Genomic DNA, 26,033 nt, shown 5'->3' on the forward strand with positions numbered 1-26,033 from the left:
GAATAATCATGGCTGAATCATTCAAGTATGAAGGAAGTAAAGGACAAGGCGGCGAATTGCATCAGAAGGCTGGCGACGGTTACCCTACAATGACAACTGCGCAGGGTTGTCCTGTACACGATGACCAGAATTCACTAAAAGCTGGAGCAAGAGGGCCTTCAGCACTAGAAGATCACGTGATGCGTGAGAAAATATTTCACTTTGATCACGAGCGCATTCCCGAGCGCGTGGTGCATGCTCGAGGGTACGGGGCCCACGGATATTTTGAAACGTACGAGTCACTATCTGACATCACCTGTGCTGAAATTTTTCAGGAAAAAGGTAAAAAGACCCCGGTATTCACTAGATTCTCTACCGTAGCGGGCAACCAGGGTTCTCCAGATTTAGCGCGCGATGTACGAGGTTTTGCTGTTAAATTCTATACTCAAGAGGGCAATTGGGATTTAGTTGGCAATAACATTCCCGTCTTCTTTATTCAAGATGCTATCAAGTTCCCAGATTTAGTTCACTCAGCTAAACAAGAGCCTGACCGAGGTTTTCCACAAGCGCAAACCGCGCACGATAACTTTTGGGACTTCACAAGCTTAAGCCCAGAGTCTGTTCACATGCTTATGTGGGCGATGTCAGACCGCGCTATTCCGCGTTCATTCCGCTTCATGGAAGGTTTTGGTGTACACACCTTTAAGCTTATAAATGCCAAAGGTGAAATGAAATATGTGAAGTTTCATTGGAAACCGAAACAAGGTTTGCAGTCAGTCGTGTGGAATGAAGCACTGAAAATTAATGGTGCAGATCCCGATTTCCACAGAAGAGACCTTTGGAATGCAATACTTGCTGGCGACTTCCCAGAATGGGAGTTAGGAATGCAGGTCTTCGACCAAGAGTTTGCAGATAATTTTGACTTCGATGTTTTAGACGCAACCAAGCTTATACCCGAAGAGCAAGTACCAGTTAAAATTGTAGGTAAAATGGTGCTTAATAAGGTGGTAGATAACTTCTTCGCTGAAACAGAGCAAGTTGCATTTTGTACACAAAACATTGTACCTGGTATAGATTTTACCAACGACCCACTACTACAGGGGCGTAATTTCTCTTATTTAGATACTCAGTTGAAACGATTAGGTAGTACTAATTTTACGCACTTGCCCATTAACGCGCCTAAATGCCCGATGCGTCATTTCCAGCAAGACGGCCATATGGCAATGCATAATCCCAAAGGTCGTGCTAATTACGAGCCAAACTCTTGGGAAGCCGATGAGAATAATCCGCGCGCGTGTCCAGCACATGGATTTAAATCGCATAATGAAGAAGTATCAGGTGAAAAGGTTAGACATCGCTCAGAAACTTTCGCTGACCATTACAGCCAAGCTCGTCAGTTTTATATCAGCCAAACTGAAACCGAGAAAGAGCATATTCGCGACGCATTCGCTTTTGAGCTATCCAAAGTAGAGCGTTTGTCGATTCGTGAGCGAGTAGTATCACATCTATTAAATGTAGATAAAGACCTTGCGAAAGCCGTGGCTGAAGCGCTGGGCTTCTCAGAGATGCCAGAGCCAGCAGAGGCTGCAATGGAAACTAGAGAAGACCTCGTTGAGTCTGATGCGTTAAGTATCTTAAAAAATGCGCCGGATACTTTTAAAGGCAGAAAGCTGGGTATTTTAGTGAGTGATGACCTTGACGGTGAATTGCTTGGGAAAGTAAAAACTGCTTTAGATAATGAAGGCGCTATGTACGAGGTTGTTGCGCCTCAAATTGGCGGCGTTACTTGTGATAAGGGTAAAAAAGTAGATGCACAGCAGAAGGTCGATGGTGGGCCATCAGTATTATACGATGCGGTGCTGTTACTAATGTCGCAGTCGGGAGCCGAAAAGTTAGTGGGCAAGCCTGAAGCAAAAGATTTTGTTTCTGATGCGTTTGCTCACAACAAGTTTATCGGCTACACAGATGCCGCAATGCCACTTATCAAGGCCGTTGGCTTAGATAGCATGATAGACGAAGGTTTTGTGGACCTTAAACAAAAGTCGGCAGACGAATTTATTAAAACATTACGTGGTATTCGTTATTGGGCTAGATCTTAATTCAGCCTTTGCAGTTTTTTAGAAATAGGAGGGCGCTTTTTTAAGCGCCCTTTTTTATTGCGTGTCCCGTCCTGAAATTGCCGCCTCGTGAAATTATTCCGCCCCGAAATACATTGACATAAAGAGCACTTATTTAAGACCAATTCAAATAACTCTAAGGCTCAGCGGTTCTGTACTTATTTTTCAATGGTACGAATGTTTTACTGACAACAATATATTAAAACAGTTTTACTGTTAGCTGCATTCTAAAAATGGAAATTAAATTCGGATATTTTTGTTTTATTTCAATTGTCTATGTCTTTTTTGATGCTTTTGGTTGAAGTGAGCGAATCTTTAATATCTTGTCCCTTCGGCATGGGTCATGCACCCATAAGAGTGTGTATATTCATTAAGGAGGAACAAATATGTCAAAGCAAGACCAATACACAATGACCGACCCTCGTACTCAATATGATAACGATGGAACCCATTACAACGATGACCAACCTGATCCTGCATTAGATAAAAAATTAGACCCTTCAGCAGATCATGGCGAAAATACTTATCGAGGGAGCGATAGGTTGAAGGGGCGAAAAGCACTGGTAACTGGCGGAGACTCTGGCATAGGTAGAGCAGTTGCTATCGCTTTTGCCAGAGAAGGCGCTGACGTCGTCATCAATTACCTTCCCTCTGAACAGGAAGATGGAGATAAAACCGTTGCCATTCTAGAAGAAGCAGGTGTAAAAGCTAAGGGCATAGCCGGAGACATTAAAAACGAAGACTTCTGTATTTCCCTTGTAGAAGAGGCGAACGCTTTTTTAGACGGTCTCGATATTCTTGTAAATAATGCTGGTAAGCAGAAATTTATTGAAAATATTGAGGATATCACTACCGAGCAATTTAGAACTACGTTCGAAACTAACGTTTTCGCCATGTTTTGGATTACCAAAGCGGCGGCTAAACATATGCCCCCAGGTGGCAGCATTATCAATTCTACATCTATTCAGTGCTATCAGCCTTCACCCGGCCTTCTGGATTATTCATCAACTAAAGGTGCCATTACTTCGTTTACCAAATCGTGCGCCAAAATGTTGATAGAAAAAGGCATCAGAGTGAACGGCGTTGCCCCTGGCCCCATTTGGACACCCATACAACAAAGTGGTGGACAAGCGCCAGACAAGCTTCCTAAGTTTGGTGAAGATACGCCTATAGGCCGTGCAGGGCAGCCCGCAGAACTTGCTCCAGCGTATGTGTATTTAGCATCTCAAGAATCTAGCTATGTCACGGCCGAAATATTAGGAGTAACAGGCGGTAAACATCTTCCGTAATAATCGTTTAAAAAGGGACTTTATTTCCTAAAGAGATATTATTAAACGAAGGGGCGTAAAATAACGCCCCTTTTGTTAAAAGTTATCAGCGGCACATAGCGCTAAGAAGCGCGTTCGCAGCTTGCAATTACAATCTTTCAGCAGCGTCAGAGAACCATTGCTTATGGCGTTTCTCATCTGCCCAGTGCCTTTCTATCGTAGCACGCTCTTGTGGTGTAAAACCGTCATGGTCTAAGGCTTTTTCATATGCTTTAGTTGTGACCTCTTCATTAACAACCATCGCTTTAAGAATCGCTTTATCGTTGATAAGCCCTGCAATGACAACTTTTCCCTTCGTCAGTACTTTCTTGAAATCAGCTTCAGTAACTCTATCCTCACTTCGTTGGACTAGCATTTTGTTTAGCGATTCGATATGCGCTTGGTGGTCGTCTCTAAACGTCGCTATTGTCTCCTTGAAACTTGGCTCTTCTATGCGTTCTAGCGTTGCCTCGTAGGCAGCAAGAGCATCAAAGTCTAATTGGCATAGTTCCGATATCACTTTTGCAGTAGATGACATAGTTCTCTCCTTAATATGTCAGTTAAAATTATTTGTACCGGCATATCGTGATAGAAGATTAACTATATTTAATTATACTTTGCCAACAATTACTGCAAGGTCAGTTAGCCTTTTGGAGCGCTGTTATAATTTCTTGGGTCTCAGCTCGCGTTCTATAATCTACATCAACGTAGCGTCAGATGACTTCACCAATTATTTTTTGCAGTGCGTTCAGCTGTAAGTGGTAATATGAGCACCAACTGCCTCAATAGAAAGTGAGTACCACAGAATCTTTGCGATAAATGCACAGGCGGGCTCGGCTGTCAGCATAAGTTTTAAAACCTTTTTATAAAATAGCGAGTTGTTTGTAGTGAATGTGATAAGGCTGTCTTTATAACAGCCTCTACATGCGATGGACTAAAGCTTTACTAATGTTCTTCCCGACAGTTCGCCTTTTAAAATGGCATCTATTTTTTGGCTAACGTCATCTAGCGAAACTTCTTCAGTTAAATCGTTAAGACATTCTAATTTCCATTCACTGGCTAATTTATCCCAAAGTCTCAATCTAGGCGGCATGGGACATTGTACTGAGTCGATACCTAGCAAAGACACGCCGCGTAAAATAAACGGAAATACACTTACATTAAGATCGGCTGAAGCAGTCAGTCCACAACATGTTACCGAACCACCATATTGGGTTGACTTAATAGCCTGCGCTAAGTATTCGCCGCCTACGGTATCAACTGCGCCCGCGTATTGTTCTTTTAACATAGGGCGCTCTTTACTTTCCAACAGCTCATCACGAGTTATTACTTTGCTTGCGCCGAGGTTTTTTAAAAATGACTCATGTTCTTTTTTGCCAGTACATGCCACTACAGAAAAGCCAGCTTTGGCAAGCAGTGCAACTGCCACAGACCCAACGCCACCCGTGGCGCCTGTTACCAAGATATCACCTTTATCAGGCGTTATGCCGTGTTCAACTAACCCTTGTACTGACAGCCCAGCTGTAAAGCCAGCCGTACCAATTACCATCGACTCTTTTAAAGATAAGCCTTCAGGTTTGGCTACTGCCCATTCGCTAGGAATTCGAATGTATTCACCGAAGCCGCCTGGAGTATTCATGCCCAAATCATAACCTGTAATGATAACCTCATCGCCTTCTTTAAACCGGCCGTCATCACATGACACCACTGTACCTGCTGCATCTATGCCTGGGGTGTGGGGAAAATTTCTACTAACACCAGGATTACCTGTTGCAGACAAGGCATCTTTATAGTTGAGTGATGAATACTCTACCTTGATGAGAAGAGTGCCGTCTGGCAAATCATTGAGTGAGCGCTCTGTGATGCCACGAGTGAATGATTTGTCTTCCTGTTTTTCTACAAGTAAAGCCTTAAACGATGTCATACCTGTCTCCGTTGGTCGAAAATTTACGCTACCCATTGTGACGATATATAAACTTTGCGCAAGTATGCACTTTTTAGTAGGGTAGTACCCTAAAAGATACTATTGGGCTTTCCCGTACATAACTTTCAAGGTTTAGACATAACCCAAAGCGAGAACGCCAGTCTCGGAGGAAAGATGACAGCAAGTTTAAAATCCGTAGACAGTACCCCAGAGAATGGTTCTGTCGGCTCACTGAGTACAGATGAAAATATCGAAAAACCGAGCGGAACAGTCAGCGAACCGAAGCAATATATTTGTGGTGTTGCGGTGTCGCTAGAAATTATTGGCGGTAAGTGGAAAGGGGTGATCCTTTGGCATCTTTGCCATAAAACCCTTCGCTTTAGCCAGTTAAGGCGACGGCTTCAGGGGGTGACGCAAAAAATGCTGACACAGCAACTTAGAGAGTTAGAGCGAGACGGGCTGGTAAATAGAAAGGTGTATGCCGAAGTTCCGCCGCGGGTGGAGTATTCGCTAACCGAATTAGGTCGCACTTTAGAGCCAACCCTGCGTCAACTATGCGATTGGGGAAGAACGTATAATGACGAACATAAACCGTAAAGAATACCAATCACCTACACATAAATAAAAAAGGCGAGCATTGAAAAGAGACCCTCCCAATGCTCGCCTTCAATGTATAAGTGAGGATGTACCTCTCACGGCTTAGGCTAATAGAGCGCCTATAGAAAGCGTGCTTTCTTCGCCATTGCTAACCGTGTTAATAGTCGCGTCCATTGCAGCGAAATCTACGGTTAATGATGCTGCATCACCGTCGTTGCTCCACGACAGTACAAGAGTGTTATCCGTATACGTAACGTCAAAAGCGCCGCCAAACGCTTTGTTTTCGTTTCTAAGCGTAATAAGCTGCATTAAACCTTTAACAACTGGCTTTTGAATAGCGTCTTCAACCATCGCTGTTGTTAAATAAGGGCGGTTTATATCGCGACCCACATTCGTGTTTGCTAGTAGCTCCATGTCGTTGTGCGCAGCAAGTAAGCCACCGTAATAAACTTGAGGAATACCTGGGCTGAAGAATTGGATAGCTCTCGCTACTAAGTAAGCAAAGTCGTCTTTGCCTAGCGCGTCATAGTAGGTACAGTTGACCTGATAAAGGTCAACGTTGTTGGCTGCCGCGCCGGTTGCCTTTTTAGACTCGCCATTTGAATTAACGTGAATTTGTTCAACTAATGCGTTGATAGCGTCGGCGCTAATCAGGCCTGGTTTGTCGCCGCTTGCACCCACATCAACAATACCGATACCGTCGTGCGTATCGAGTACTGTAAAGCAGTTGCGAGGAGAAATAGACAACCAATGCGCTAGTGCGCTCGCATCTTTGGTGAATAGAGTGTGCAGCACCAAAGGCGGTAGTGCGAAGTCATAAACGCTGTCACAACGCGCCGCGATATCAATTTGCGTTTGGTAATGGCTGTGAATTTCAACCAGGCATTGCATGCCCATGGTGCGAGCTCGCTTAGAAAGGGCTTCAATAAATTCAAATGTCTCTTCAAGCATGAAGCAATTTGAACCCGCGCGTTTAATAGCGTAACCGGCTGCATCTAAACGTATTAGATCAACGTTACTTTCGGTAAACGACTGAAGGATAGAAGAAAGGTACTCTTTCCCTAACTCCGACTCAACGTCAATATCAATTTGGTTCGATGTAAATGTTGTCCAAAATGGTACCGTTTCTGTCGAGTCTGTCTCTATACCAACTTCGTAGTCGCTGAAAAATGGCGTAGGGCGAGGGCGGAAGACTTTTGCGATCTGTTCGTCAATTTCAGCCTGATCGTTGCCAGAGAAAACATCTTCTTTTGTAAGGAATAGTGGCCAGTATTCAGACTCTCGTCCCTTTTTTAGCACATCTGTAAATGCTTCGCTTTGACCTGACATATGGTTCACAATGAGGTCGGCCATAATATCTACCGACTCACCAAGCTTTTTAATATTGTTCCAATCGCCTAGACGTTCGTCTACTGTGGTGTGATCGATGGGGTCAAACCCTGCATCTTCTCCGTCGTAAGGGTAGTAAAAAGGTAAAATATGAACACCTTTAAACAAGCCTTTAAGGGGGCCATCCAGTAGATTGGTTAGACTTTCGATGTTGCCGTCGCCTAGTCGGTCCGCATATGTAATTAACTGAACGCCATTGCGTATAGACATGATAACTCTCCAAAATTCAGCATGTGCTTGCTCGTACTTCTTTACATCTATCGAGCGAGCATTACCTCGAATTAAGCGCTACCAGTCTTTTTCATTCACAGTGAATTGTTAACGGGCTTAGCTTAATTCTTAACCTGCTTTTTCAAACTCAGCCACATGGGGCGAGATTTACAAAAAACTCAACTCTTAATCGATTAAGATAAGGTAACAGTAGAATGCGCATTTGTAAATGAAAAGTTTATGAAATGAGGCGGTAGGGCACGTATAACGCAGGCTTAACAATTGGTTAACAGTTGTGGCGAGTGTTTTTTATTCGCCTCTATCTAGCTTAGATGTGTCGGACGGCTGTTGTTGAGATACTTCTTGTGCTTTTTTAGCTTCTTTCCATTTATCCAACTTTTCGTAATACACATCCCAGATACAAGGGCAGCAAGCGCCGCCACCGCAACAGTCATCACGTAGCGGTTTTTCTGGTTCTTCAGGTAGCGTTGCCATACTAAATATCCTCTAAGCCAGTAGGTATTATAAACGAAGAGTGGGGGCGTACCAACAAAAAGCCCTGTTTAGAACAGGGCTTTATACGGGTAGTCAGTTTGCAGATGCTTATTCAGCGGGGCGTTCTTCAGTTACTGTTTTTGGGGTAAGTTTCCTTGGTTCTGCTACAACAGGCTTAGGCCTTACTGCGCTGGCTTGCGATAGTACGTCACTATTGCCCGTCACTAAATCTTCCAAGGTGCCTTTGTCGGCATCGACTAAACCTACTTCGCGCAACATTGAATCTACAAGAGGTGCATTAGCGCGGTAATTAAGTGCTGCTTGAGTAACTTGCTCTGCTAAGCCACTTCCTGCAGTAGCAACGGTGTGGTCGCCTTTAACGCCACTACCCTGGCCGTACCCTTGAAGAATTTTAATACCATCAATATTTTCAAGTGGCTTAACGGCATGCGCCACCAGTTCGGGCAATACCTTAAGCATGGCAAGCGACTTCTGTAGCTCAATCTGCTCATTTTTTAGGGTATTTTCAGCTTCGTAAAGGGCCTGTTTACCTTGTGCCTCAACCGCAAGTACCTTCTCGTCGGCCTCTGCTTGCAGCATTTTCGCATCAGCGGTGGCTTTCGCTTCGGTTAGGATCGCTTCAGCGGTGTTTTCTGCCGCTTCTTTTTTAGCCTGTGCTTCAACGGTAATACTTACCGCTTCACGTTCAGCTTCTTTACGGGCGTCTATAACTTCAATTTGCTTCTTACGTTCAGCCTCTGCTACTGATTTCGCGGTCAGTACGGCTTCTTCTTTTTCAACTTTTTGTTTTTCCGCTTCAGCGGCTTTTGCACGCGCTGCAGACTCTTCTTCAGACTTGGTCGCAACGGCAATTTGTTTCACTTGCTCGGAAACTTCTACTTCTTGTTGCTGGCGAATTCGCGCTTGTTCTAGCGCTTGGCGTTTGGCAATTTCTTGGGTTTCAATTTCTCGCGACTTTTCAATTTCCGCAGCTTCTATAGCGCGATTTTTAGCAATTTCTGCCTCGCGCTCTTCACGCTCTTTCATTTCACGCTGTTTAGCAATTTCCGCTTTTTGTTCCTGACGCTTAAAAGCAAGCACCTGTTCTTGGGCGAGTCGAGCTTCTTCTTCGTCCCGTTTAACGTCTAAAGACTGCTTTTCTGCGGCTAAATTACGCTGCTCAATAAAAATGCGATTTTCTTGCTGGATATCGTTGGTTTCTTTGCGTTTTTCTTCGATGATTTTGGTCAAGCGTGCGCGACCTTCGGCATCGAACGCGTTATTTTCATTAAAGAATTGCAAGTCAGTTTGGTCGAAGCCCGTTAAGCTTACCGACTCTAACTCTAAACCGTTCTTTTCAAGGTCGTTAGCAACACTTTGTTGAACCTTCTGCACAAAATCAGCACGCTGTTCATGCATTTCGGTCATGCTCATTTCAGCTGCTACGGCGCGAAGTACGTCAACGAATTTCGACTCCATCAATTTCTTAACTTCTTCGGCGCGGGTGGTACGGGTACCTAGCGTTTGCGCCGCCATTGAGATGCCGTTGGCATTAGGTGCCACACGCAGATAGAAGTCGGCTTTAACGTCAACGCGCATGCGATCTTTAGTAATCAGGGCGTCTTTTTGAATTTTCTCCACTTCTATGCGAAGGGTGTTCATGTTTACAGGAATTATTTCGTGAACAACAGGGAGCACAAGCGCGCCGCCGTCTTTTATAACTTTCTCACCGCCCAGGCCGGTTCTTACAAACGCCGTTTCCTTAGTTGCTCGGGTGTAGAGTTTAGCGAAAATAAGGCCAATAACGATAAGCCCTACAACAATAGCACCGGCAATAAAGAGTATTGACGGCAAGCTAGATGGTTGAATTGTATCCATACTTTTATCTCTTTTTAGGTTATAGGTAGCGTGTTGCTAACCAACTGTGTTTATTTTTTTGAATTAAGATTACGCGCTCTCCTTGCGAAAAAAGTTCTTCTTCTTCAAAAGGCTCTACTAGCACGAAATGAGGTTGTGAATAACAATCAGTGAACTTTGCTTCTGCGGGGTTACCTCTACTGGCTTTGCCGATGGTAATCTCTGCTACTGACCCTACAAACTCGTCGCTGTTAACTGCGCTCGATTCTATCGTGGGAAGCAAACTCGAAATAATGTGTACCGTTTTAGCGGTAATAAATAACCCTAATAAAAATGCAAGTGGCACTGAGATGAGTGAAGGAGGAGTAACACTTAAAACCGTAGCTGACAGGCCGTTTATAAGTAACCCACTAAGACCAAAAACGGTCAGTAATACAATTAAATAAATTAGAAACGGAACTTTATTGATATTTAAAAAGTTGGCAAAGGCTGTGTTAAGGAAACCTTCGCTATCTAACTCGCCAAAATCGTCGCCTACACCTAACACGCTTGCACCGAAAATCGTGCCAATAAGCTCTAACACAAAAACAATGAAAACGGCTATAAGCGCAATGCTGAACCAGAAGTTTGAGGGGGAAAGAAGAACATCTGTCATTTACACCATCCATGATGACTAACTCGTTTTCTTACGTTATACCACAGAACAATAATTAAGCTAGTGAATAACTTATGTACTTTCGACTAGTTTGTAACAATAAATTATCAGATTATCTGTTATTCTATTTAATGTGAGCGAAAGGGATGCTGCAGCCTTTTCGCCACAAATCATGGTCGATATAGAAAACGGCTTAGGCTAAACTTTTAAAGCCCTTTCTACATGAAAATGCTCAGTTGAAATTGTGCTTTTCCAGAAGCACTTCATCGGCGGTAACCCGTAATACGCTACCTTGATCGTACCAGTCGCCAAGGACTATGCGCGTCGCTGATTTTCCGTTTGCTTTGAGGCTATGAATGTTTGGTCTGTGCGTATGACCATGGATCATGCGCTGTACGCCCCACTTTTCCATCACTTTCACCACCTCTTCAGGGGTGACATCCATAATCTCAGGTTTTAGGTTCTGTTGCTTTTCTTTGCTTTCGGCACGGCCGTTATCTGCTACACGCTGTCGATACCACAAGGGCAAGGCTAGCATTAAGCGTGGCCACCACCACCCGCGAGATTTTTTGCGAAACTTTTGATAGGCAACATCGCGAGTACAAAGCTCATCACCGTGCGTGAGCAGGGTAGGTGTGCCGTACAAATCAATAACTTCTTGTTCGTTTAAGAGAGTCATACCGGCTTTCGATAGCCACTTTTCCCGTATGGCGAAATCGCGGTTGCCATGAATGAAGTAAATAGGGCAGTGCTGACTGACTTCTTTAAAGGCTGACGCAATGGCAGTGTTAAAGGGCGTGACATTGTCGTCGCCAATCCACACTTCGAATAGGTCGCCAAGAACATAAAGTGCGTCAGCATTAATTGCATCTTCTTTTAAAAAGCGCATCAAGCATTCTGTGATATCTGGACGATCGGCACTTAGGTGTAAATCAGCGATGAAGTAGGTGAACGACATAATTCTTCTTAACGTAGTTTAAAAAGCCGCGTTAAAAAAACGCGGCTTGCTTTTAGCTTAATATTTCAAGCATGTTTTGAAAAACATGCCAGCCATACGATCAATAAGGCTATAGTTTAAGCCGCTAATTAAGCAACCACTGCTTTTTCAATGATCACTGGCTCTACAGGTACGTCTTGGTGATAGCCGTTATTACCTGTTTTAACCGCTTTAATTTTCTCTACAACATCCATGCCTTCAGTTACTTTACCGAATGCACAGTAGCCCCAGCCATTCATCGACTTGCTTGTATGGTTTAGGAAGTCGTTGTTGTTCACGTTAATGAAAAACTGAGCTGTGGCTGAGTGTGGGTCTTGAGTGCGCGCCATCGCGATGGTGCCAACTTCGTTTGCAACGCCGTTGTCAGCTTCGTTTTCAATAGGGTCTTTGGTGTCTTTTTGTTCCATATCAGGGGTGAAACCACCACCTTGAATCATGAAGTTGTTAATTACACGATGGAAAATAGTGTTGTCGAAGAAGCCGTCTTCTACATAAGAAAGAAAGTTCGCTACGGTTTTAGGCGCTTTATCTTCAAAAAGCTCTAGGGTGATATCACCGAAATTTGTTTTCAACGTAACCATTGTGGTGTGTCCTGTGTGTTAGCATATATAAAGTGCGCCGATTTTAGCGCAAAAGAGGGCGGTAGCGCAAAATACTACTACAGCGCAAAAGCCTTGTACCATTTGCATGGTGACAGTGCTAAACTTTGCGGCCCAAAAATTATGACAAATAGGAAATATAGACATGCTACATCTTTACAACACCCGAACCCGTGAAAAAGCGAAGTTTGTTCCGCTTCAAGAAGGGAAAGTGGGTTTGTATGTGTGTGGTATCACCGTTTATGACCTAAGTCACATGGGCCACGCCCGTACTTACCTAAGTTTCGACGTGTTAGTACGCTATTTGCGCCACCTTGGTTTAGACGTTAAGTACGTGCGTAATATCACAGACATAGACGACAAAATTATTGCTCGCGCTAATGAAAACGGCGAAAGCTTCGAAGCACTCACGGCACGTACTATCGCCATGATGCACGAAGACTTTGCAGCGATTAACCTACTAGAGCCAGATGTTGAGCCGACAGTAAGCGGCCACATGGATGAAATTATAGAAATCATTCAGCGCCTGATGGATAAAGGCTACGCTTATCAAGCTAAAAGCGGCGATGTGCTATTCGACGTAAGTAAGTATGAAGATTACGGCAAGCTAAGCAAACAAGACTTAGATCAGCTTAAAGCCGGTGCCCGTGTTGAAGTGGCGGCAGGTAAAGATGACCCGCTAGACTTCGTGCTGTGGAAGACCACCAAGCCTGGAGAGCCTGCATGGCAATCGCCATGGGGCGAAGGCCGCCCGGGCTGGCACATTGAATGTTCTGCAATGAATCATAAGCATCTTGGTGCGCACTTTGATATTCACGGCGGTGGCTCAGATTTAACCTTCCCGCACCATGAAAATGAAGTGGCTCAGTCGTGCTGCGCATATGATACGCCTTACGTAAACGTGTGGATGCACGCGGGTATGGTTCAAGTTAACGACGAAAAAATGTCTAAATCGTTGGGTAACTTTTTTACTTTACGCGATGTGCTAAAAGAGCACGATTCAGAAACCTTGCGTTTCTTTTTGATGTCGGCGCATTATCGTAGCCAGTTAAGTTACTCTCAAGACAATATCACCCAAGCGAAAGCGGCGCTGGAGCGTTTATATACTGCGCTGCGTGGTGTTGTAGTAAATGAGAGCACAGACCTTAGCTACGGTGGCTACCTAGCGCGTTTCGAAGCGGCTATGAACGATGACCTAAACGTACCTGAAGCCTTTTCGGTATTGTTCGATGTGGCACGTGAGCTTAACCGCCAAAAAGACAATGCTGAAGAAGCCGGTAAACTGGCTGCTGTTCTTAAAGGCCTAGGCGCAATTTTGGGTATGCTTCAAAGCGACCCAGATACTTACCTTAAAGGCGGTGAAGGCAATGACGATGAAGCGGCTGAAATTGAAGCGTTAATTAAACAGCGTAACGATGCCCGTGCCTCCAAAGATTGGGCAGCGGCAGATGCCGCACGCGATGCGTTAAACGCAAAAGGCGTAGTGTTAGAAGACGGCCCAAGCGGTACTACGTGGCGTAAAGCATAATTAGCAGCCAATACTTTTTAACAGAATGAAAGCCCGCATTTGCGGGTTTTCTTTTTAGTTAAGCTTAAAGCGCACACCGAGTTTTCGTCATTGAACAGCGGTTTTTGGATATACGTACGAAGCTAAACATTTGAAAGTAAAATGGTATCTCCCGAGCTAACGTTTAATGCTTGTGCTGTTTTGCGAGAAATAACAGCTATTTCGTCTTGTTCTTCGGTTTCTGCCATCATTGCATAAAAAGGCTGGCTTAACGTGGCGATAAGCTTAATTTTACTCTCGGTGACGAACCCAGTACCTTCGCTAACTTTTATTCTTAACAGCTATTGTCGCCATTTATCCATCGATTTACATCATCACTTAAATTTAAGTCTGTGCCCAAGTTAAACTCACCTTCTCGAACAGATACCTCGCTGCCGTAGGTTGAGTGGGTAACGGTGACGTGTAAAAAAGGATATTGCGGGGTGCTCCCTTCTTTACGACTGGCCGTGAGTTTGTAGCCGTTTTGTATTGTGTACGTGTTTACGACTATATCGCTATGGATTGGCTGATGCAGTGTGGACCAGCATCGGTTTGCATTGTATTCAATGCGCTCAACTATTTTTTCAGGTTCTTGGTTGGTGGAAATAGAAGAGGTCGGCAAGATCACCATGCAGCCTGAAGCAAATGCCGTTATACAACTTGCTAGTATTGCGTGGTTAAATGAGCGGCTGAACATTCTGCAGCGTTTCATTTTCATCATAAGTCCCTCTAATCGTTATAATTATATTCGTAAGGACTTTATATTAGCTTATTTGTATGAACAATGGCTGAATAGAATACTGGCTAGCGTTCACCTTGACTCTACCGCTTTGCAAATTAATTAAATTTCGGGCTTGCCAGTGGGGATAGCCGATTCTTTTTCGGTGAGATGTGACTTCCACCGCTGCTGTGCAACGTGCGCTTTCACCAGTTCTAAGCATTCGTTTACAACGTTAAGTACTTCTTTATCAAGTGCATCGGCGGTAGGGGTATAGTCGTGTATGCCGACTGAAATGAAATGGTCGATGCGCTCTGCGTCTAAGTCGCTTAACAGGTTCACTAGCGATGTGGTAACGATATCGGTGACTGACTCTTCCAACGTATTTTCAATGGTTTTGCCGATAACAGGTAGGTAATGCAGGGAAGAAACTTGTGCATTACTTCTCACCGCTTTGCCCACGCTTTTTCTCACGTGTTCGCGAATCACTTCGCCGTGCTCTTCGCTTTGAATTGACTGACCTAAATGATTGATGACACCTGCCATCCATTGAGTAATCACAGGACGGCGTGGTGCCAGCACCTGAGCATTGATGTCGTCTAATAAAGGCGAACCTGCTGAGATGTCTTTTTGCGCATCGCTGAGCACTTTTACAACAATTCGGTCGCTTAACTCTTCAACAAATACATCGTAGTAAAACGCAAAAAAGCGAAAGACCGCGGTTTGATTTAAGTCGATGATTTCGAATTTGTGCAGGCGGTGCAAAATAGAAAATATGCGCAAGAAACGAAATAGGCGGGTAGGCCCAGTAGGGATAAGGCCTATGATGTCGTACCAATGCAAAAACGGAAAGAAGTACCAGCGTAAGTGCTCTTTACGAACAATAGCAACGGCCCAACGAAAACAGAACTCGGTAAAGAAGATGGCAATAAACACTAAGTCGACCAACAGGAAGTTGGCGTGAATTGGGTCGTAAGCGTTAAGAAAGGCGGGGAAATATGTACCTAATAGACCGTATACAAAGTCTGTAGCATAAAGCGCATCGAAAATAAGCCATGTTAGGTTCACAAAAAGTATACCTAACATGACTAAGTCTAAAATTAACCAAGGCGTTTCGTGACTGTTTCGCAGATTTTCTCGGTTAATTCTTAGCATTTCCATATCCTGTTTGGTGCTAGTCGAACAAGGGTTAGCCTGAGGCGCTAGACCTAGTTACATCTACGTAAAGCTTAAGCTTCTGGCCTGGCTGTAAATAACGTTTGGTATTTAGTGAGTTCCACTTGCCTATGTCGCTTACTTTAACATTGAACTTGCTGGCAATACGAGACAAGGAGTCACCATTTCTTACCGTGTAAGTTAGCTTCTTGGTAACGCCGTTTTGAGGCGTTCCTTGTTGCCATATTACTAATGTTTTACCTGGATGAAGCATATCGCCAGGCGCCATACCGTTCCACTTAGCAAGTTGTTTGGTGCTTATTTTGTACTTACGGGCGATATCCCAAAGCGTATCACCTGATTTAACCGTATGGCGTACTTTCTGTTTAGACCCACTGCCACTTTGCAAACTGGCAAGGCGCTGTTCCTGTGATAACGTGTAGCTATCGAGTTCTTGCAGTGCAACGGGTACCATAATCGCTTGGCCCACTCGAATCATAGAGCTATCCAGCTCGTTAATTCTTTTTAGCACTTTCACCGTAGTGTGGTATTGCTTAGCAATTTTACTCAAGCTGTCGCCTGACTTCACCGTGTGGCGAACCCAGTTTAGGCGCTCTTTTTGATCGATTTTGGCCAGAGCTTGAGAAAACGCGGCGGCTTTTACTAAGGGTAAGACAAGCCTATGTGGTCCATCTGGCGATGTGGCCCAACGGTTAAAGCCAGGGTTGAGTGCATGTAGCTCTTTTAACGACATGCCGGCTAGGTCTGCGGCAAAGGCAAGGTCTACCTGAGAACCAATATCTACCACTTCAATAACCGCTACGTTTTCCACTTCCGGCCATGAATAGGCATATTCGTCTTTGTTTTTAAGAATGTCGGCTAGGGCTAACAGCTTTGGCACGTATGCACGGGTTTCTTTCGGTAAGTTCAAATTCCAAAAGTCAGTAGGTTTACCCGCCCGTATATTCGCTTTAATCGCTCTTTGCACTCTGCCTTCACCGCTATTGTACGCGGCAAGTGCATGAAGCCAGTCTCCGTCGAACATATCGTTTAGATATGTGAGGTAGTCTAACGCCCCTTTTGTAGAAGCAACCACGTCGCGGCGGCCATCGTACCACCAGTTCTGAGGCATACCGAAGCGTTTGCCTGTGCCAGGTATAAACTGCCACATTCCCGCTGCACGTCCGTGAGAGTAGGCAAAAGGGTCGAACGCACTTTCTACGATGGGTAAAAGCACAAGCTCCATAGGCATGTCGCGCTTTTCAATTTCTTCAACAATGTAATACAAAAAAGGTTTGGCACGCTTGACTACGCGGGCCATGTATTCGGGGTGCTTTAGATACCATTTTCTTTGCGAGCTTATCCGCTTTTCATCTGGAATAGGCAGCGCAAAATTGGTGCTGGCCCGTTCCCACACATTAGTGACAACGGCCTGCGTGTGTAAATCTGGCGTATCGGTAAGTTCTGCACCTTCTTCTAAGACGTCGTCATTAGGATGAACAACATCAATAACGCCGTCTCTTGCAATTTCGCAATCGGAAATGGCTTCTTCGGTATTGTGAATTTCACTACACGCTTCTAATAAAGCGTTCTCGTTACTTTCTAATTGCGCACTGTCGTTATTATTATCGGTTAACTGACAACCCGTTAAACCTATCGCTAATATCAGCGGCGATAGTGGGAAAAACTTCAACTGCATATATGAAGAAACCTCTTGGAGCACTGCAAACCGTCAATATTACGATAAACGGTTTACTATTGCATCAAAACTCATCTTTCCAGCGGCGAACTGCAGCAAAGACTGCTACATCGTCGGCCAGGTTATTTTCGCAATAGGCTTCGGCAGCAGTTTTTACAGAAAGTTCATGGGCGCGTAAAAATGGGTTTATGTTTTTTTGCTCTTCAAGATTGCTGGGTAACGTGGGAAGGTTTTGCTCACGCATCGATGCAACCCAATCTGCGTAGTGGTTAAGTGCGCCATTATCAGGCTCTACGGCTAACGCAAAGTTAACGTTGGCTTGAGTATACTCGTGCGTGCAGTACACTTTGGTGTCATCGGGAAGGCGCTTGAGTTTATTTAAAGAGTGATACATTTGTTCGGGCGAGCCTTCAAATAAACGACCGCATCCGGCCGAAAACAGTGTATCGCCGCAAAACAGCGCGCCATGGCCAAAGAAGGCGATATGATCGAGCGTGTGTCCAGGCACTTCCATTACCTGGAACGACAGATTCAATATAGGCAGTGATACCGTATCGCCTTGGGCCACCGACTTGGTGATGCCACGGATATGATTGCCTCGTGGGCCTATAATCGGCAACTCTGGCACCGCGGTAGCCAGTTTGGCAATACCACCAGTATGGTCTCTATGGTGATGGGTAATGAGCACCGCACTCAGCGTTAGGCCTTTCGCGTTAATAAATGCCAATACTGGCTCAGCGTCACCCGGGTCTACCACAATCGCGTTGGTATCATCGTGAATACACCAAATATAGTTATCGGTAAAAGCGGGAATGGGGTGAATGGTGATGCCTGAAGGAAATGTTTCTGCCGTCATATTTGTACCTGCTTGTGTAGGTAGAATTATGCGTTACTATAGGGGCTTGTGGACAGCAGAGCAACCAAAGAGCGCGCAGTGATAATGAAATCGGCGTTTAGAGCCAAACCTCCCCGCTACCCAACAAGTTGGAAAGACTTCCCCGCGGGCGAGCACATACGCGATGCTGTTAAAACGGTGTGCGACGATTATGCCGAGCGCATATTTGGATATCACTTTGCTAAGCTAGGCTCTTTAAGTGCCGAGATTAATTTAGACACTAGCCCTATAAGGCATCATATTAACCAAGTGCCATTTGATAACCAGTTTGGCCGCCAATTAGACGCCAATAACGCATCTGAAGATATCGCCGACAATAAAGTTTCACCTTCACAGTTACATGAAAAAAGCAGCGAGTCGACAATCAACAAAGGAAATATGGTCGTAGGGGAGTCGCATTCCTTACCCTTTGCTGAAAACAGTATTGACGGCTTTTTATTGGCTAACGAGCTAGATTTTGCCCAAGATCCCCATGAAATATTAAGAGAAGTAGACCGCGTTATTACACAAAACGGTTACGTCATTATTAGCGGCTTTAACCCTTTAAGCCTTGCCGGAATTGCCAAGTTTTTGCCCGTTAAGCGTGGAAATATTTTACACGATGCACGCTTTTTCACGTCCTACCGCATGAAAGATTGGCTACAACTACTTGGGTTTGAAATTGTTGAGCAGCGCCAGGTGCTGTTCTCTACGCTATTTTTTCAGCAACGGTGGAAAGGGGCCGCTAAGATTCAGCACTATTTAGCGTCTTATTTGCCCTGGTGCAGCGCCGTATACGTTATATTGGCTAAAAAACGGGTCATCCCTATGACTGCTATAAAGCCTAAACGTAATTTAAAACCGCGCTTTTCTGCAGTAGGGGCAAGTGCAAGAACTTCAGCCGTGAACCGTTCGCTGCGTTAAAGTATACGTCATACACGTGCAACGCATTTTGCTATTAGGCATGTGGTGATGACAAGTGGCTAACTATTTTCGATATGTGCTGCGCTGCGATAGTCGATGTCGCCAGACTTTCGAGTTAATAAGCCAATTTTAAAAGAAAAATTGGAGATAGCTTAGAAAGCTATCTCCCTTTTAGGGGGTTAATCGTTACTTGCGTTATACAGATGTACATCTCGCTGCGGATAAGGGATGCTAATACCTTCTTCATCGAAGGCTTTTTTAACTTTTTCCTGCATATCCCAGTAGTAAGGCCACAAATCATCTGTGCCGACCCAAGGTCTAAACATCAGATCGACCGAGTTATCACCTAATCCCCCTACACAGATCCTAGGTGCAGGTTCGGTCAATGAGCGTTCATCCTCTTCAAACAGACGTTGCAAAATTTTCTTTGCTTTGTCGATATCATCATCGTAGCCAATACCAAATGTCATGTCGCAGCGGCGTTTATCGTATACGCTAACGTTAGTCAACGTGGCATTAGACAGATTACCGTTGGGGATAACAACACGCCTATTGTCGAAAGTGTTAAGTACCGTATAAAGAATTTGTATCTCGGCAACCGACCCGAGATAACCTTCTGCTTCAATGGTGTCACCCACTCTGAAGGGTTTAAAGATCAGTATTAGCACACCGCCAGCAAAATTAGCCAGGCTACCTTGTAATGCAAGACCGATTGCCAAACCTGCTGCACCCACTACGGCGATAAATGAGGTGGTTTCAATACCTATCATAGAGGCAACAGAAATCAACAACATCACTTTTAAAACGGCGCTTATAAGTCCGCATAAAAACTTATTTAACGTGGGGTCCTTTTTACCTAATCGGTGATCCAATAGGTTTACAAAACGATTCACTAACCAAAGACCCACCACCAAAGTAAGAATAGCCAATAGCAATTTGGGGGTATAAGTCATCACCAGTGATATCGCTTTTTCGGTTAATTCCGATAAATCGATATTAGTCCCGAAGAAATCTTCCATAAATACCTCTTTCGTTAATCAAACACGTTGATTACGTTAAAGAAAGAATGTTAGATCGCCGTAAATTAACTCAAGTGGCATTGGCTCTTTTGTTGACTAGAGGCCGTTAGCCTATTTTACTGAAAGGCGGGTGGTTTAAAGAATGTGTAAGTGATGATTGAGTTGCATAGTGCGTGATAACCTTACTGAGATTAAAAGCCAGTATGTTTGCATTATGAACCTATCTATGTGATTTTGGGTTTCACAAATGAGAGGGCTTCATCAACCGCTCAATAAAAAAGGTGACATCCTTTCGCTTTATAACGTTGAATGTCACCTTGCTTTAATGCGAAGCGCTTTTAGGCGTTATTTAACACGCATACCCGGCTTTGCACCTTCGTGTGGCTCAAGAATGTATAGCTCGTCGCCGCCAGGGCCCGCGGCTAATACCATGCCTTCACTCATCCCAAAACGCATTTTGCGGGGCGCTAGGTTAGCCACCATTACCGTGTGCTTACCGATAAGCGCTTCAGGCGAGTAGGCCGATTTAATACCTGCAAATACTTGTTTGGTCTCGCCGCCTAAATCCAGCTCTAAACGTAAAAGCTTGTCTGCTTTTTCTACGTGCTCGGCGTTAGCAATGCGTGCAATACGCAGATCTACCTTTGCGAAATCATCAAACGAGATAGTGTCGCTGATAGGGTCTTTAGCAAGCGGGCTGTCTGGGTCGATAGCCGGTGCTGCTGGCGCTAGGCTTTCTTTTGAATCTTCAACCATGGCGTCGATTTTCTCCATTTCTACACGTTGCATCATTGGCTTAAATTTGTTGATGGCGTGGCCTTTCAATAGGGTTTGCAGTGAATTCCAGTCGAACTTGTCGTTTAAGAATGCTTCTGCTTTTTCTGCCAGTACTGGCAGTACAGGCTTTAAGTAAATAACCAACAGACGGAACATGTTAATACCTAGCGAGCACACATCGTGTGTGAACTGCTGCTTAGTCTCGTCTTTAATGGTAACCCAAGGCGCATTGTTATCAATGAACTGGTTCGCTTTGTCGGCAAGAGCCATAATTTCGCGCACAGCTTGGTGATACTTACGCTTTTCAAAAAGGGCAGCAATGCTTTCTGATGCGTTTTGGAACTCAGCAATCAGTTCTGGTTCAATCACATTGTCAGACAGCTTTCCATCGAAGCGCTTTGTGATAAAGCTTGCACAGCGGCTTGCAATGTTAACCACTTTACCTACCAGGTCTGAATTCACTTTTTGTGCGAAGTCAGTAAAGTTAAGGTCGATGTCGGTAACACCGTCACCCAGCTTAGAGGCAAAGTAGTAGCGCAAGTATTCTGGGTTTAAGTGGTCTAAGTAGGTGCGGCCTTTAATAAAGGTACCGCGCGACTTTGACATTTTCGCACCGTTTACGGTTACGAAACCGTGAATGTTTACGCCAGTAGGCTTACGGTATCCCGCACCTTCTAGCATGGCAGGCCAGAATAGGCAGTGGAAATAAGTAATATCTTTACCGATAAAGTGGTAAAGCTCAGCTTCTGAGTCGGCCTTCCAGAAATCATCAAACTCTAGGTTGTTTTGGTCGCAGAAGTTTTTGAAACTTGCCATGTAGCCAACAGGCGCATCTACCCACACGTAGAAGAACTTGTTCGGCGCACCTGGAATTTCAAAGCCGAAGTAAGGCGCATCACGGCTAATGTCCCACTGCTGAAGACCTTCGGTGAACCATTCTTGTAGCTTGTTTGCCATCTCTTCTTGAAGGGCACCTGAGCGGATCCACTCTTTTAACATGCCCTCAAACTTTGGCAGGTCAAAGAAGAAGTGCTCAGACTCACGTAGTACCGGTGTAGCGCCAGAAACAACGCTGCGCGGGTTCTTAACTTCAGTCGGGCTATACGTTGCGCCACATACGTCACAGCTGTCGCCGTTTTGATCTTCTGCGCCACAACTTGGGCATGTGCCCTTAACGAAACGATCCGGTAAGAACATTTCTTTTTCAGGGTCGAACAATTGATTAATAGTTCGCTTGCTGATGTAACCTGCGTTATCCAAACGAGTGTAAATTTCTTCACACAACGCCTTGTTTTCTGGCGAATGAGTTACATAGTAATTGTCGTAGTTAACATGAAAATCAACAAGGTCTTGATGGTGTTCAGCACGGGTTCTAGCCACCATTTCTTCTGGCGTAATGCCAAGCTCTTGGGCTTTAAGCATAACCGGCGTACCGTGTGCATCGTCGGCGCAAACACTGTAACATTCGTTTCCGCGAAGGCGCTGAAAACGAGTCCAGATGTCGGTTTGAATGTGTTCTAGCAAATGACCTAAGTGAATAGAGCCATTTGCGTATGGCAACGCACTGGTTACCAGAATTCGGCGTTTTTCTGACATAATGACGTTATTGATTCTTTGCGTTTCAAAATGGCTGCAAATACTAGCGGAAAACCGCGTTTTTTGCATTACGTAATTCACACAATTCTACTACTAGTAAGGCATTTTATGTTCTTTTCTCGTAAAGCAAAGCCCGCAACACAAAAAGTTGCTGCTATTTTGGCCACGTATTTTAGCGTAGACGTAGAAGATACCTTGCCGTGGTGTGCATTCACTCACCCCGACAATGAAAGCGCGGGCATTACCGTTACTCTACCGTTTTGCATTGCTACACAGCTAGACGCGCTTAAACAAACCGTGCTTGAGCAGCTTGAAAGTAAGTTTGATGCGAGCAAGCTCACGTTTAAACACAAGGTTGCTAGTGGGGAAACTGAAGTTGCGCCGGTTACCAATATTAAAAACATTATAGCGGTTGCCTCCGGCAAGGGTGGGGTAGGGAAGTCTACAACCAGCATTAATCTTGCGTTTGCGCTTATGCAGGAAGGTGCGAAAGTGGGCATTCTAGATGCCGATATTTACGGCCCGTCTATTCCTATTATGCTCGGCAACCCGGAGGCGCACCCTGAAAGCGAAGATAATAAGCACATGCAGCCGCTATCGGCACATGGGCTGGTGGCTAACTCGATAGGCTACCTAGTACCGCAGGAAGACGCGGCGGTGTGGCGAGGGCCAATGGCAAGTAGGGCACTTAAACAGTTATTAGATGAAACATTGTGGCCTGTGCTGGATTACTTAATTGTTGACATGCCACCAGGCACTGGCGATATCCAGCTGACCATGGCCCAACAGGTGCCGCTAACGGCTTCTGTGGTGGTAACAACACCGCAAGATTTAGCGCTGGCCGATGCCCAAAAAGGTATAAGCATGTTTGAGAAGGTTAACGTGCCGGTGTTAGGGCTTATCGAAAACATGAGTTATTACCAGTGCAGGGCTTGCGGCACCAAAGATTACGTGTTTGCTAAAGATGGTGGAGAGGCATTGGCAGAACGTCACGGATTGCCCCTTTTAGGTCAATTGCCGCTTGATATCCACATTCGTGAACACGGTGATGCCGGCACGCCGCTTTTGATAACCTCTCCAGATAGCCCCTTAAGCGAGAGCTATCGCGAGGCGGCACGTGCACTATCTATGCAATTAGCCCTAACTGTTAAGCCCCGCGAAGGGGCTGCAAAACACATAAAAGGCGACCCTATTGGTATAGTAGGCAAAGCCTAGTGAGTTGCTAACGTGATGTACGTTCTCACGGCTTTAGCTTAAATTTGGTAAAACCTTATAAAAATTGCGCAAAAGCAGAGAAAACAAGCCTTTGAGCAGTTGAATGCATGCGGTGACATACGCATAATAGCGGCCTACTGAAATGAGGAATACACCATGCGCTTGTGCGACCGCGATATCTATCAACATCTTCAAGATGGAAAAATCAAAATTGACCCAACACCAGACTACGATCAGATTAGTGGTGTAACGGTAGATATCCGTTTAGGCAATAAATTTCGCGTGTTTGAAGATCACCAAGCGCCGTTTATTGATTTAAGCGGCCCTAAAGCGCAGGTTCAAGAAGCCCTCGACCACGTAATGAGCGACGAAATTGAACTAGAAGAAGGTAAAGCCTTTTTCTTGCATCCTGGAGAACTTGCGCTGGCAATTACGCACGAGTCGGTAACCTTGCCAGATAACATCGTAGGATGGCTAGACGGGCGTTCATCGCTTGCGCGCTTAGGCCTAATGGTGCACGTCACGGCTCATCGTATTGACCCGGGTTGGTCGGGTAATATCGTGCTTGAGTTTTACAACAGCGGTAAACTGCCCCTAGCGCTTCGACCAAAAATGAAAATTGGCGCGCTTAGCTTTGAGGTGTTATCAGCGCCCGCTGAGAAGCCTTACAACGCAAGGGTTGATGCTAAATACAAGGGCCAAGCCGGTGCTGTAGCTAGCCGAATTTCTTCGGATGACCAAAGTAAATAGGCTCACTTGCACAATAAAAGCGCCGTTTTTAAAAAAAGCCTAGTGCGTTACTCGAATTACTGATAGATATTATAAGAGCAAATAATAAGGGCCTGTTGACCTTTGCGTTACAGTAAAAAGTCAACAATCCCTAGCACTTATAAGAAAGCTATCAGTAAAGGGAAGCGCAATGCACTCAAACCCTCAACCTACGTCAGAAAAAACACAACGCACACCCACGCGCAAGAACACCATTATCTTGATTGCGCTAATTGTGTCTGTAATTAGCGGCCTTGGCTTGTGGACGGCCGGCCAGCCAAACGAGATCATCTTTACCGCAGCCATTACCCTATTTGTCGCCATTCTTTGGGTTACAGAGGCGCTACCCATTCCGGCCACATCGTTATTACCCTTCGCGTTATTCCCCTTGTTTGGTGTGCTTTCTCACAGCGAGGCTGCGTCTTCGCTTGGCAGCCACGTTATTATTCTTTTAATGGCTGCATTTATGCTGTCTAAAGGGTTAGAGCGCGCTAACCTCCATAAGCGTTTCGCAATTTATATGCTGCGGTTAACCGGCAGCGGAAGCCCGTTAAAGCTGGTCCTGGGGTTTATGCTAACCACTGCCGTACTGAGTATGTGGATCAGTAATACCGCCACCGTTTTAATGATGTTGCCCATGGCTATCGCCATTATCAATGCGGTAGATAACCCACGCTTTGGTGTGGCGCTTATTCTTGGTATAGCTTATTCGGCAAGCCTTGGGGGTGTGGGAACACCTATCGGTACACCGCCTAATATTATTTTCATGAGTGTATATGAGGAAACGCAAGGCATTGAGTACAGCTTTATCGATTGGATGAAAACAGGCGTACCTATTGTGATTCTTGGCGTTCCCATTATGGCGTTGTGGCTGGCAAGGGGAATCAAAGAAGTTGGTCATATAGATTTGCCAGTGCCAAGCACGTGGAGTAGGGCAGAAAAGCGAGTGCTGGCGATATTCGGAACTGTAGTGCTGGCGTGGATCTTCAGGCCCTTTTGGACAGCGTGGATAGGCGTAAGCACAATTAGCGATAGCACTATTGCCGTAGCGGGCGTTGCGGCTATGTTTTTTACCAATAGTGGTAACGACAATGGCCACGTTGATGCCAAGGGTAATAACGACAAGTTACTGGATTGGAAAACAGCTAACGATATACCGTGGGGCATGTTGTTACTGTTTGCTGGCGGTATTTGTATTGCTAAGGCGTTTATGGCATCGGGGCTAAGCGTTCTAATGGGGTCTTGGCTAACGGGGCTAGCTACGTTACCTGTTATCTTAATAGTGCTTGGTATTTGCTTGTTCGTTACGTTTTTAACGGAAATCACGTCTAACACGGCAACATCCACATTGCTTATGCCTATTTTAGCTGCAGCAGGAATGGCGGTTGGGGTTGACCCGAAATTGCTAATGATACCCGCAGCCATAAGCGCAAGCTGTGCGTTTATGCTACCCGTAGCCACAGCGCCAAACGCCATTGCTTATTCAACCGAAAAGTTCGATATAAAAACCATGGCGAGAGAAGGTGTGATGCTGAACGTGTTGGTGGCCTTGGTTGTTACCGCAGTGTGCTACGTGACATTGGCTTAGCACCTATTAGCGGCATTTGTAACGCTGT

General features: G+C 45.1%; 22 protein-coding genes. 8 read left to right on the top strand and 14 right to left on the bottom strand.

What is annotated here, in order from left to right:
• The first annotated feature begins 8 nt into the window (after nt 1–8).
• Together ACTRWF_RS12980 and ACTRWF_RS12985 are read left to right on the top strand one after the other, a co-directional pair.
• Complete coding sequence (locus tag ACTRWF_RS12980) at nt 9–2,078, top strand: catalase (protein ID WP_462835672.1); 2,070 nt, start codon at nt 9–11, stop codon at nt 2,076–2,078.
• A gap of 404 nt (nt 2,079–2,482) precedes the next feature.
• Nucleotides 2,483–3,385 carry an SDR family oxidoreductase gene (locus ACTRWF_RS12985; protein ID WP_278385572.1) on the top strand — a complete coding sequence of 301 codons (903 nt, stop codon included), beginning with the start codon at nt 2,483–2,485 and terminating at the stop codon, nt 3,383–3,385.
• 127 nt (nt 3,386–3,512) lie between these two features.
• Here ACTRWF_RS12985 and ACTRWF_RS12990 read toward each other — a convergent pair whose 3' ends face one another.
• Nucleotides 3,513–3,941 (bottom strand): ferritin-like domain-containing protein, encoded by a 429-nt coding sequence (locus ACTRWF_RS12990; protein WP_278385573.1) that lies wholly within the window; start codon nt 3,939–3,941, stop codon nt 3,513–3,515.
• A 396-nt stretch (nt 3,942–4,337) separates the two neighbouring features.
• Nucleotides 4,338–5,327, bottom strand: coding sequence for a YhdH/YhfP family quinone oxidoreductase (locus ACTRWF_RS12995; RefSeq protein WP_278385574.1), 990 nt, complete (start codon nt 5,325–5,327; stop codon nt 4,338–4,340).
• 174 nt (nt 5,328–5,501) lie between these two features.
• Between ACTRWF_RS12995 and ACTRWF_RS13000 the strand changes: the two genes are divergently transcribed.
• Nucleotides 5,502–5,924: a winged helix-turn-helix transcriptional regulator gene (locus ACTRWF_RS13000; RefSeq protein ID WP_462835673.1), complete on the top strand. Its 423-nt coding sequence runs from the start codon at nt 5,502–5,504 to the stop codon at nt 5,922–5,924.
• A gap of 102 nt (nt 5,925–6,026) precedes the next feature.
• On the opposite strand, the gene gtfA is transcribed toward ACTRWF_RS13000, so the two are convergent.
• The 6 genes from gtfA to ACTRWF_RS13030 form a co-directional block, all read right to left on the bottom strand.
• On the bottom strand, nt 6,027–7,523 hold the full coding sequence (gtfA, locus tag ACTRWF_RS13005; RefSeq protein WP_012518460.1) for a sucrose phosphorylase: 1,497 nt from the start codon (nt 7,521–7,523) through the stop codon (nt 6,027–6,029).
• A gap of 309 nt (nt 7,524–7,832) precedes the next feature.
• Nucleotides 7,833–8,018, bottom strand: coding sequence for an oxidoreductase-like domain-containing protein (locus ACTRWF_RS13010; RefSeq protein WP_278385575.1), 186 nt, complete (start codon nt 8,016–8,018; stop codon nt 7,833–7,835).
• A gap of 108 nt (nt 8,019–8,126) precedes the next feature.
• Complete coding sequence (locus ACTRWF_RS13015) at nt 8,127–9,896, bottom strand: flotillin domain-containing protein (RefSeq protein WP_462835674.1); 1,770 nt, start codon at nt 9,894–9,896, stop codon at nt 8,127–8,129.
• Nucleotides 9,897–9,915: 19 nt separating this feature from the next.
• A complete protein-coding gene (locus tag ACTRWF_RS13020) occupies nt 9,916–10,530 on the bottom strand; it encodes an OB-fold-containig protein (protein ID WP_015067511.1) in 615 nt (204 codons plus the stop codon).
• Between the two features lie 232 nt (nt 10,531–10,762).
• Entirely contained in the window at nt 10,763–11,488 is a 726-nt protein-coding gene (gene lpxH, locus ACTRWF_RS13025) for a UDP-2,3-diacylglucosamine diphosphatase (RefSeq protein ID WP_012518464.1), read from the bottom strand.
• 128 nt (nt 11,489–11,616) lie between these two features.
• Entirely contained in the window at nt 11,617–12,108 is a 492-nt protein-coding gene (locus tag ACTRWF_RS13030; RefSeq protein WP_012518465.1) for a peptidylprolyl isomerase, read from the bottom strand.
• Between the two features lie 163 nt (nt 12,109–12,271).
• Here ACTRWF_RS13030 and cysS point away from each other — a divergent pair, with 163 nt between their 5' ends.
• Nucleotides 12,272–13,654 (top strand): cysteine--tRNA ligase, encoded by a 1,383-nt coding sequence (gene cysS / locus ACTRWF_RS13035; protein ID WP_012518466.1) that lies wholly within the window; start codon nt 12,272–12,274, stop codon nt 13,652–13,654.
• Between the two features lie 313 nt (nt 13,655–13,967).
• Here the strand turns inward: cysS and ACTRWF_RS13040 are convergent, their stop codons facing one another.
• The 4 genes from ACTRWF_RS13040 to gloB all read right to left on the bottom strand — a co-directional run bounded on the left by ACTRWF_RS13040 (nt 13,968) and on the right by gloB (nt 18,100).
• The gene (locus ACTRWF_RS13040) at nt 13,968–14,393 is read right to left on the bottom strand and encodes a halomucin (RefSeq protein ID WP_231129113.1); all 426 of its coding nucleotides are present in this window, start codon (nt 14,391–14,393) and stop codon (nt 13,968–13,970) included.
• Between the two features lie 120 nt (nt 14,394–14,513).
• Entirely contained in the window at nt 14,514–15,545 is a 1,032-nt protein-coding gene (locus tag ACTRWF_RS13045) for a hypothetical protein (protein WP_012518470.1), read from the bottom strand.
• Nucleotides 15,546–15,579: 34 nt separating this feature from the next.
• Complete coding sequence (locus ACTRWF_RS13050; RefSeq protein ID WP_020743832.1) at nt 15,580–17,244, bottom strand: lytic transglycosylase; 1,665 nt, start codon at nt 17,242–17,244, stop codon at nt 15,580–15,582.
• 64 nt (nt 17,245–17,308) lie between these two features.
• On the bottom strand, nt 17,309–18,100 hold the full coding sequence (gene gloB, locus ACTRWF_RS13055) for a hydroxyacylglutathione hydrolase (RefSeq protein WP_012518472.1): 792 nt from the start codon (nt 18,098–18,100) through the stop codon (nt 17,309–17,311).
• 84 nt (nt 18,101–18,184) lie between these two features.
• Here gloB and ACTRWF_RS13060 point away from each other — a divergent pair, with 84 nt between their 5' ends.
• A complete protein-coding gene (locus tag ACTRWF_RS13060; protein WP_462835682.1) occupies nt 18,185–19,042 on the top strand; it encodes a methyltransferase domain-containing protein in 858 nt (285 codons plus the stop codon).
• 179 nt (nt 19,043–19,221) lie between these two features.
• On the opposite strand, the gene ACTRWF_RS13065 is transcribed toward ACTRWF_RS13060, so the two are convergent.
• Together ACTRWF_RS13065 and metG are read right to left on the bottom strand one after the other, a co-directional pair.
• Nucleotides 19,222–20,061: a mechanosensitive ion channel family protein gene (locus ACTRWF_RS13065; RefSeq protein WP_012518474.1), complete on the bottom strand. Its 840-nt coding sequence runs from the start codon at nt 20,059–20,061 to the stop codon at nt 19,222–19,224.
• Between the two features lie 345 nt (nt 20,062–20,406).
• Nucleotides 20,407–22,434 (bottom strand): methionine--tRNA ligase, encoded by a 2,028-nt coding sequence (gene metG, locus ACTRWF_RS13070; RefSeq protein ID WP_462835675.1) that lies wholly within the window; start codon nt 22,432–22,434, stop codon nt 20,407–20,409.
• A gap of 108 nt (nt 22,435–22,542) precedes the next feature.
• On the opposite strand from metG, the gene apbC reads away from it, so the two are divergent.
• The 3 genes from apbC (at nt 22,543) to ACTRWF_RS13085 (ending at nt 26,005) form a co-directional block, all read left to right on the top strand.
• The gene (apbC, locus tag ACTRWF_RS13075; protein WP_015067501.1) at nt 22,543–23,649 is read left to right on the top strand and encodes an iron-sulfur cluster carrier protein ApbC; all 1,107 of its coding nucleotides are present in this window, start codon (nt 22,543–22,545) and stop codon (nt 23,647–23,649) included.
• 156 nt (nt 23,650–23,805) lie between these two features.
• Entirely contained in the window at nt 23,806–24,399 is a 594-nt protein-coding gene (dcd, locus tag ACTRWF_RS13080; protein WP_012518477.1) for a dCTP deaminase, read from the top strand.
• A gap of 169 nt (nt 24,400–24,568) precedes the next feature.
• Nucleotides 24,569–26,005, top strand: a complete 1,437-nt coding sequence (locus ACTRWF_RS13085; RefSeq protein ID WP_012518478.1) for an SLC13 family permease — start codon at nt 24,569–24,571, stop codon at nt 26,003–26,005.
• The last annotated feature ends 28 nt before the right edge of the window (nt 26,006–26,033 follow it).

The sequence above is a fragment of the Alteromonas sp. G5_S2_22_S1 genome (assembly GCF_054968525.1).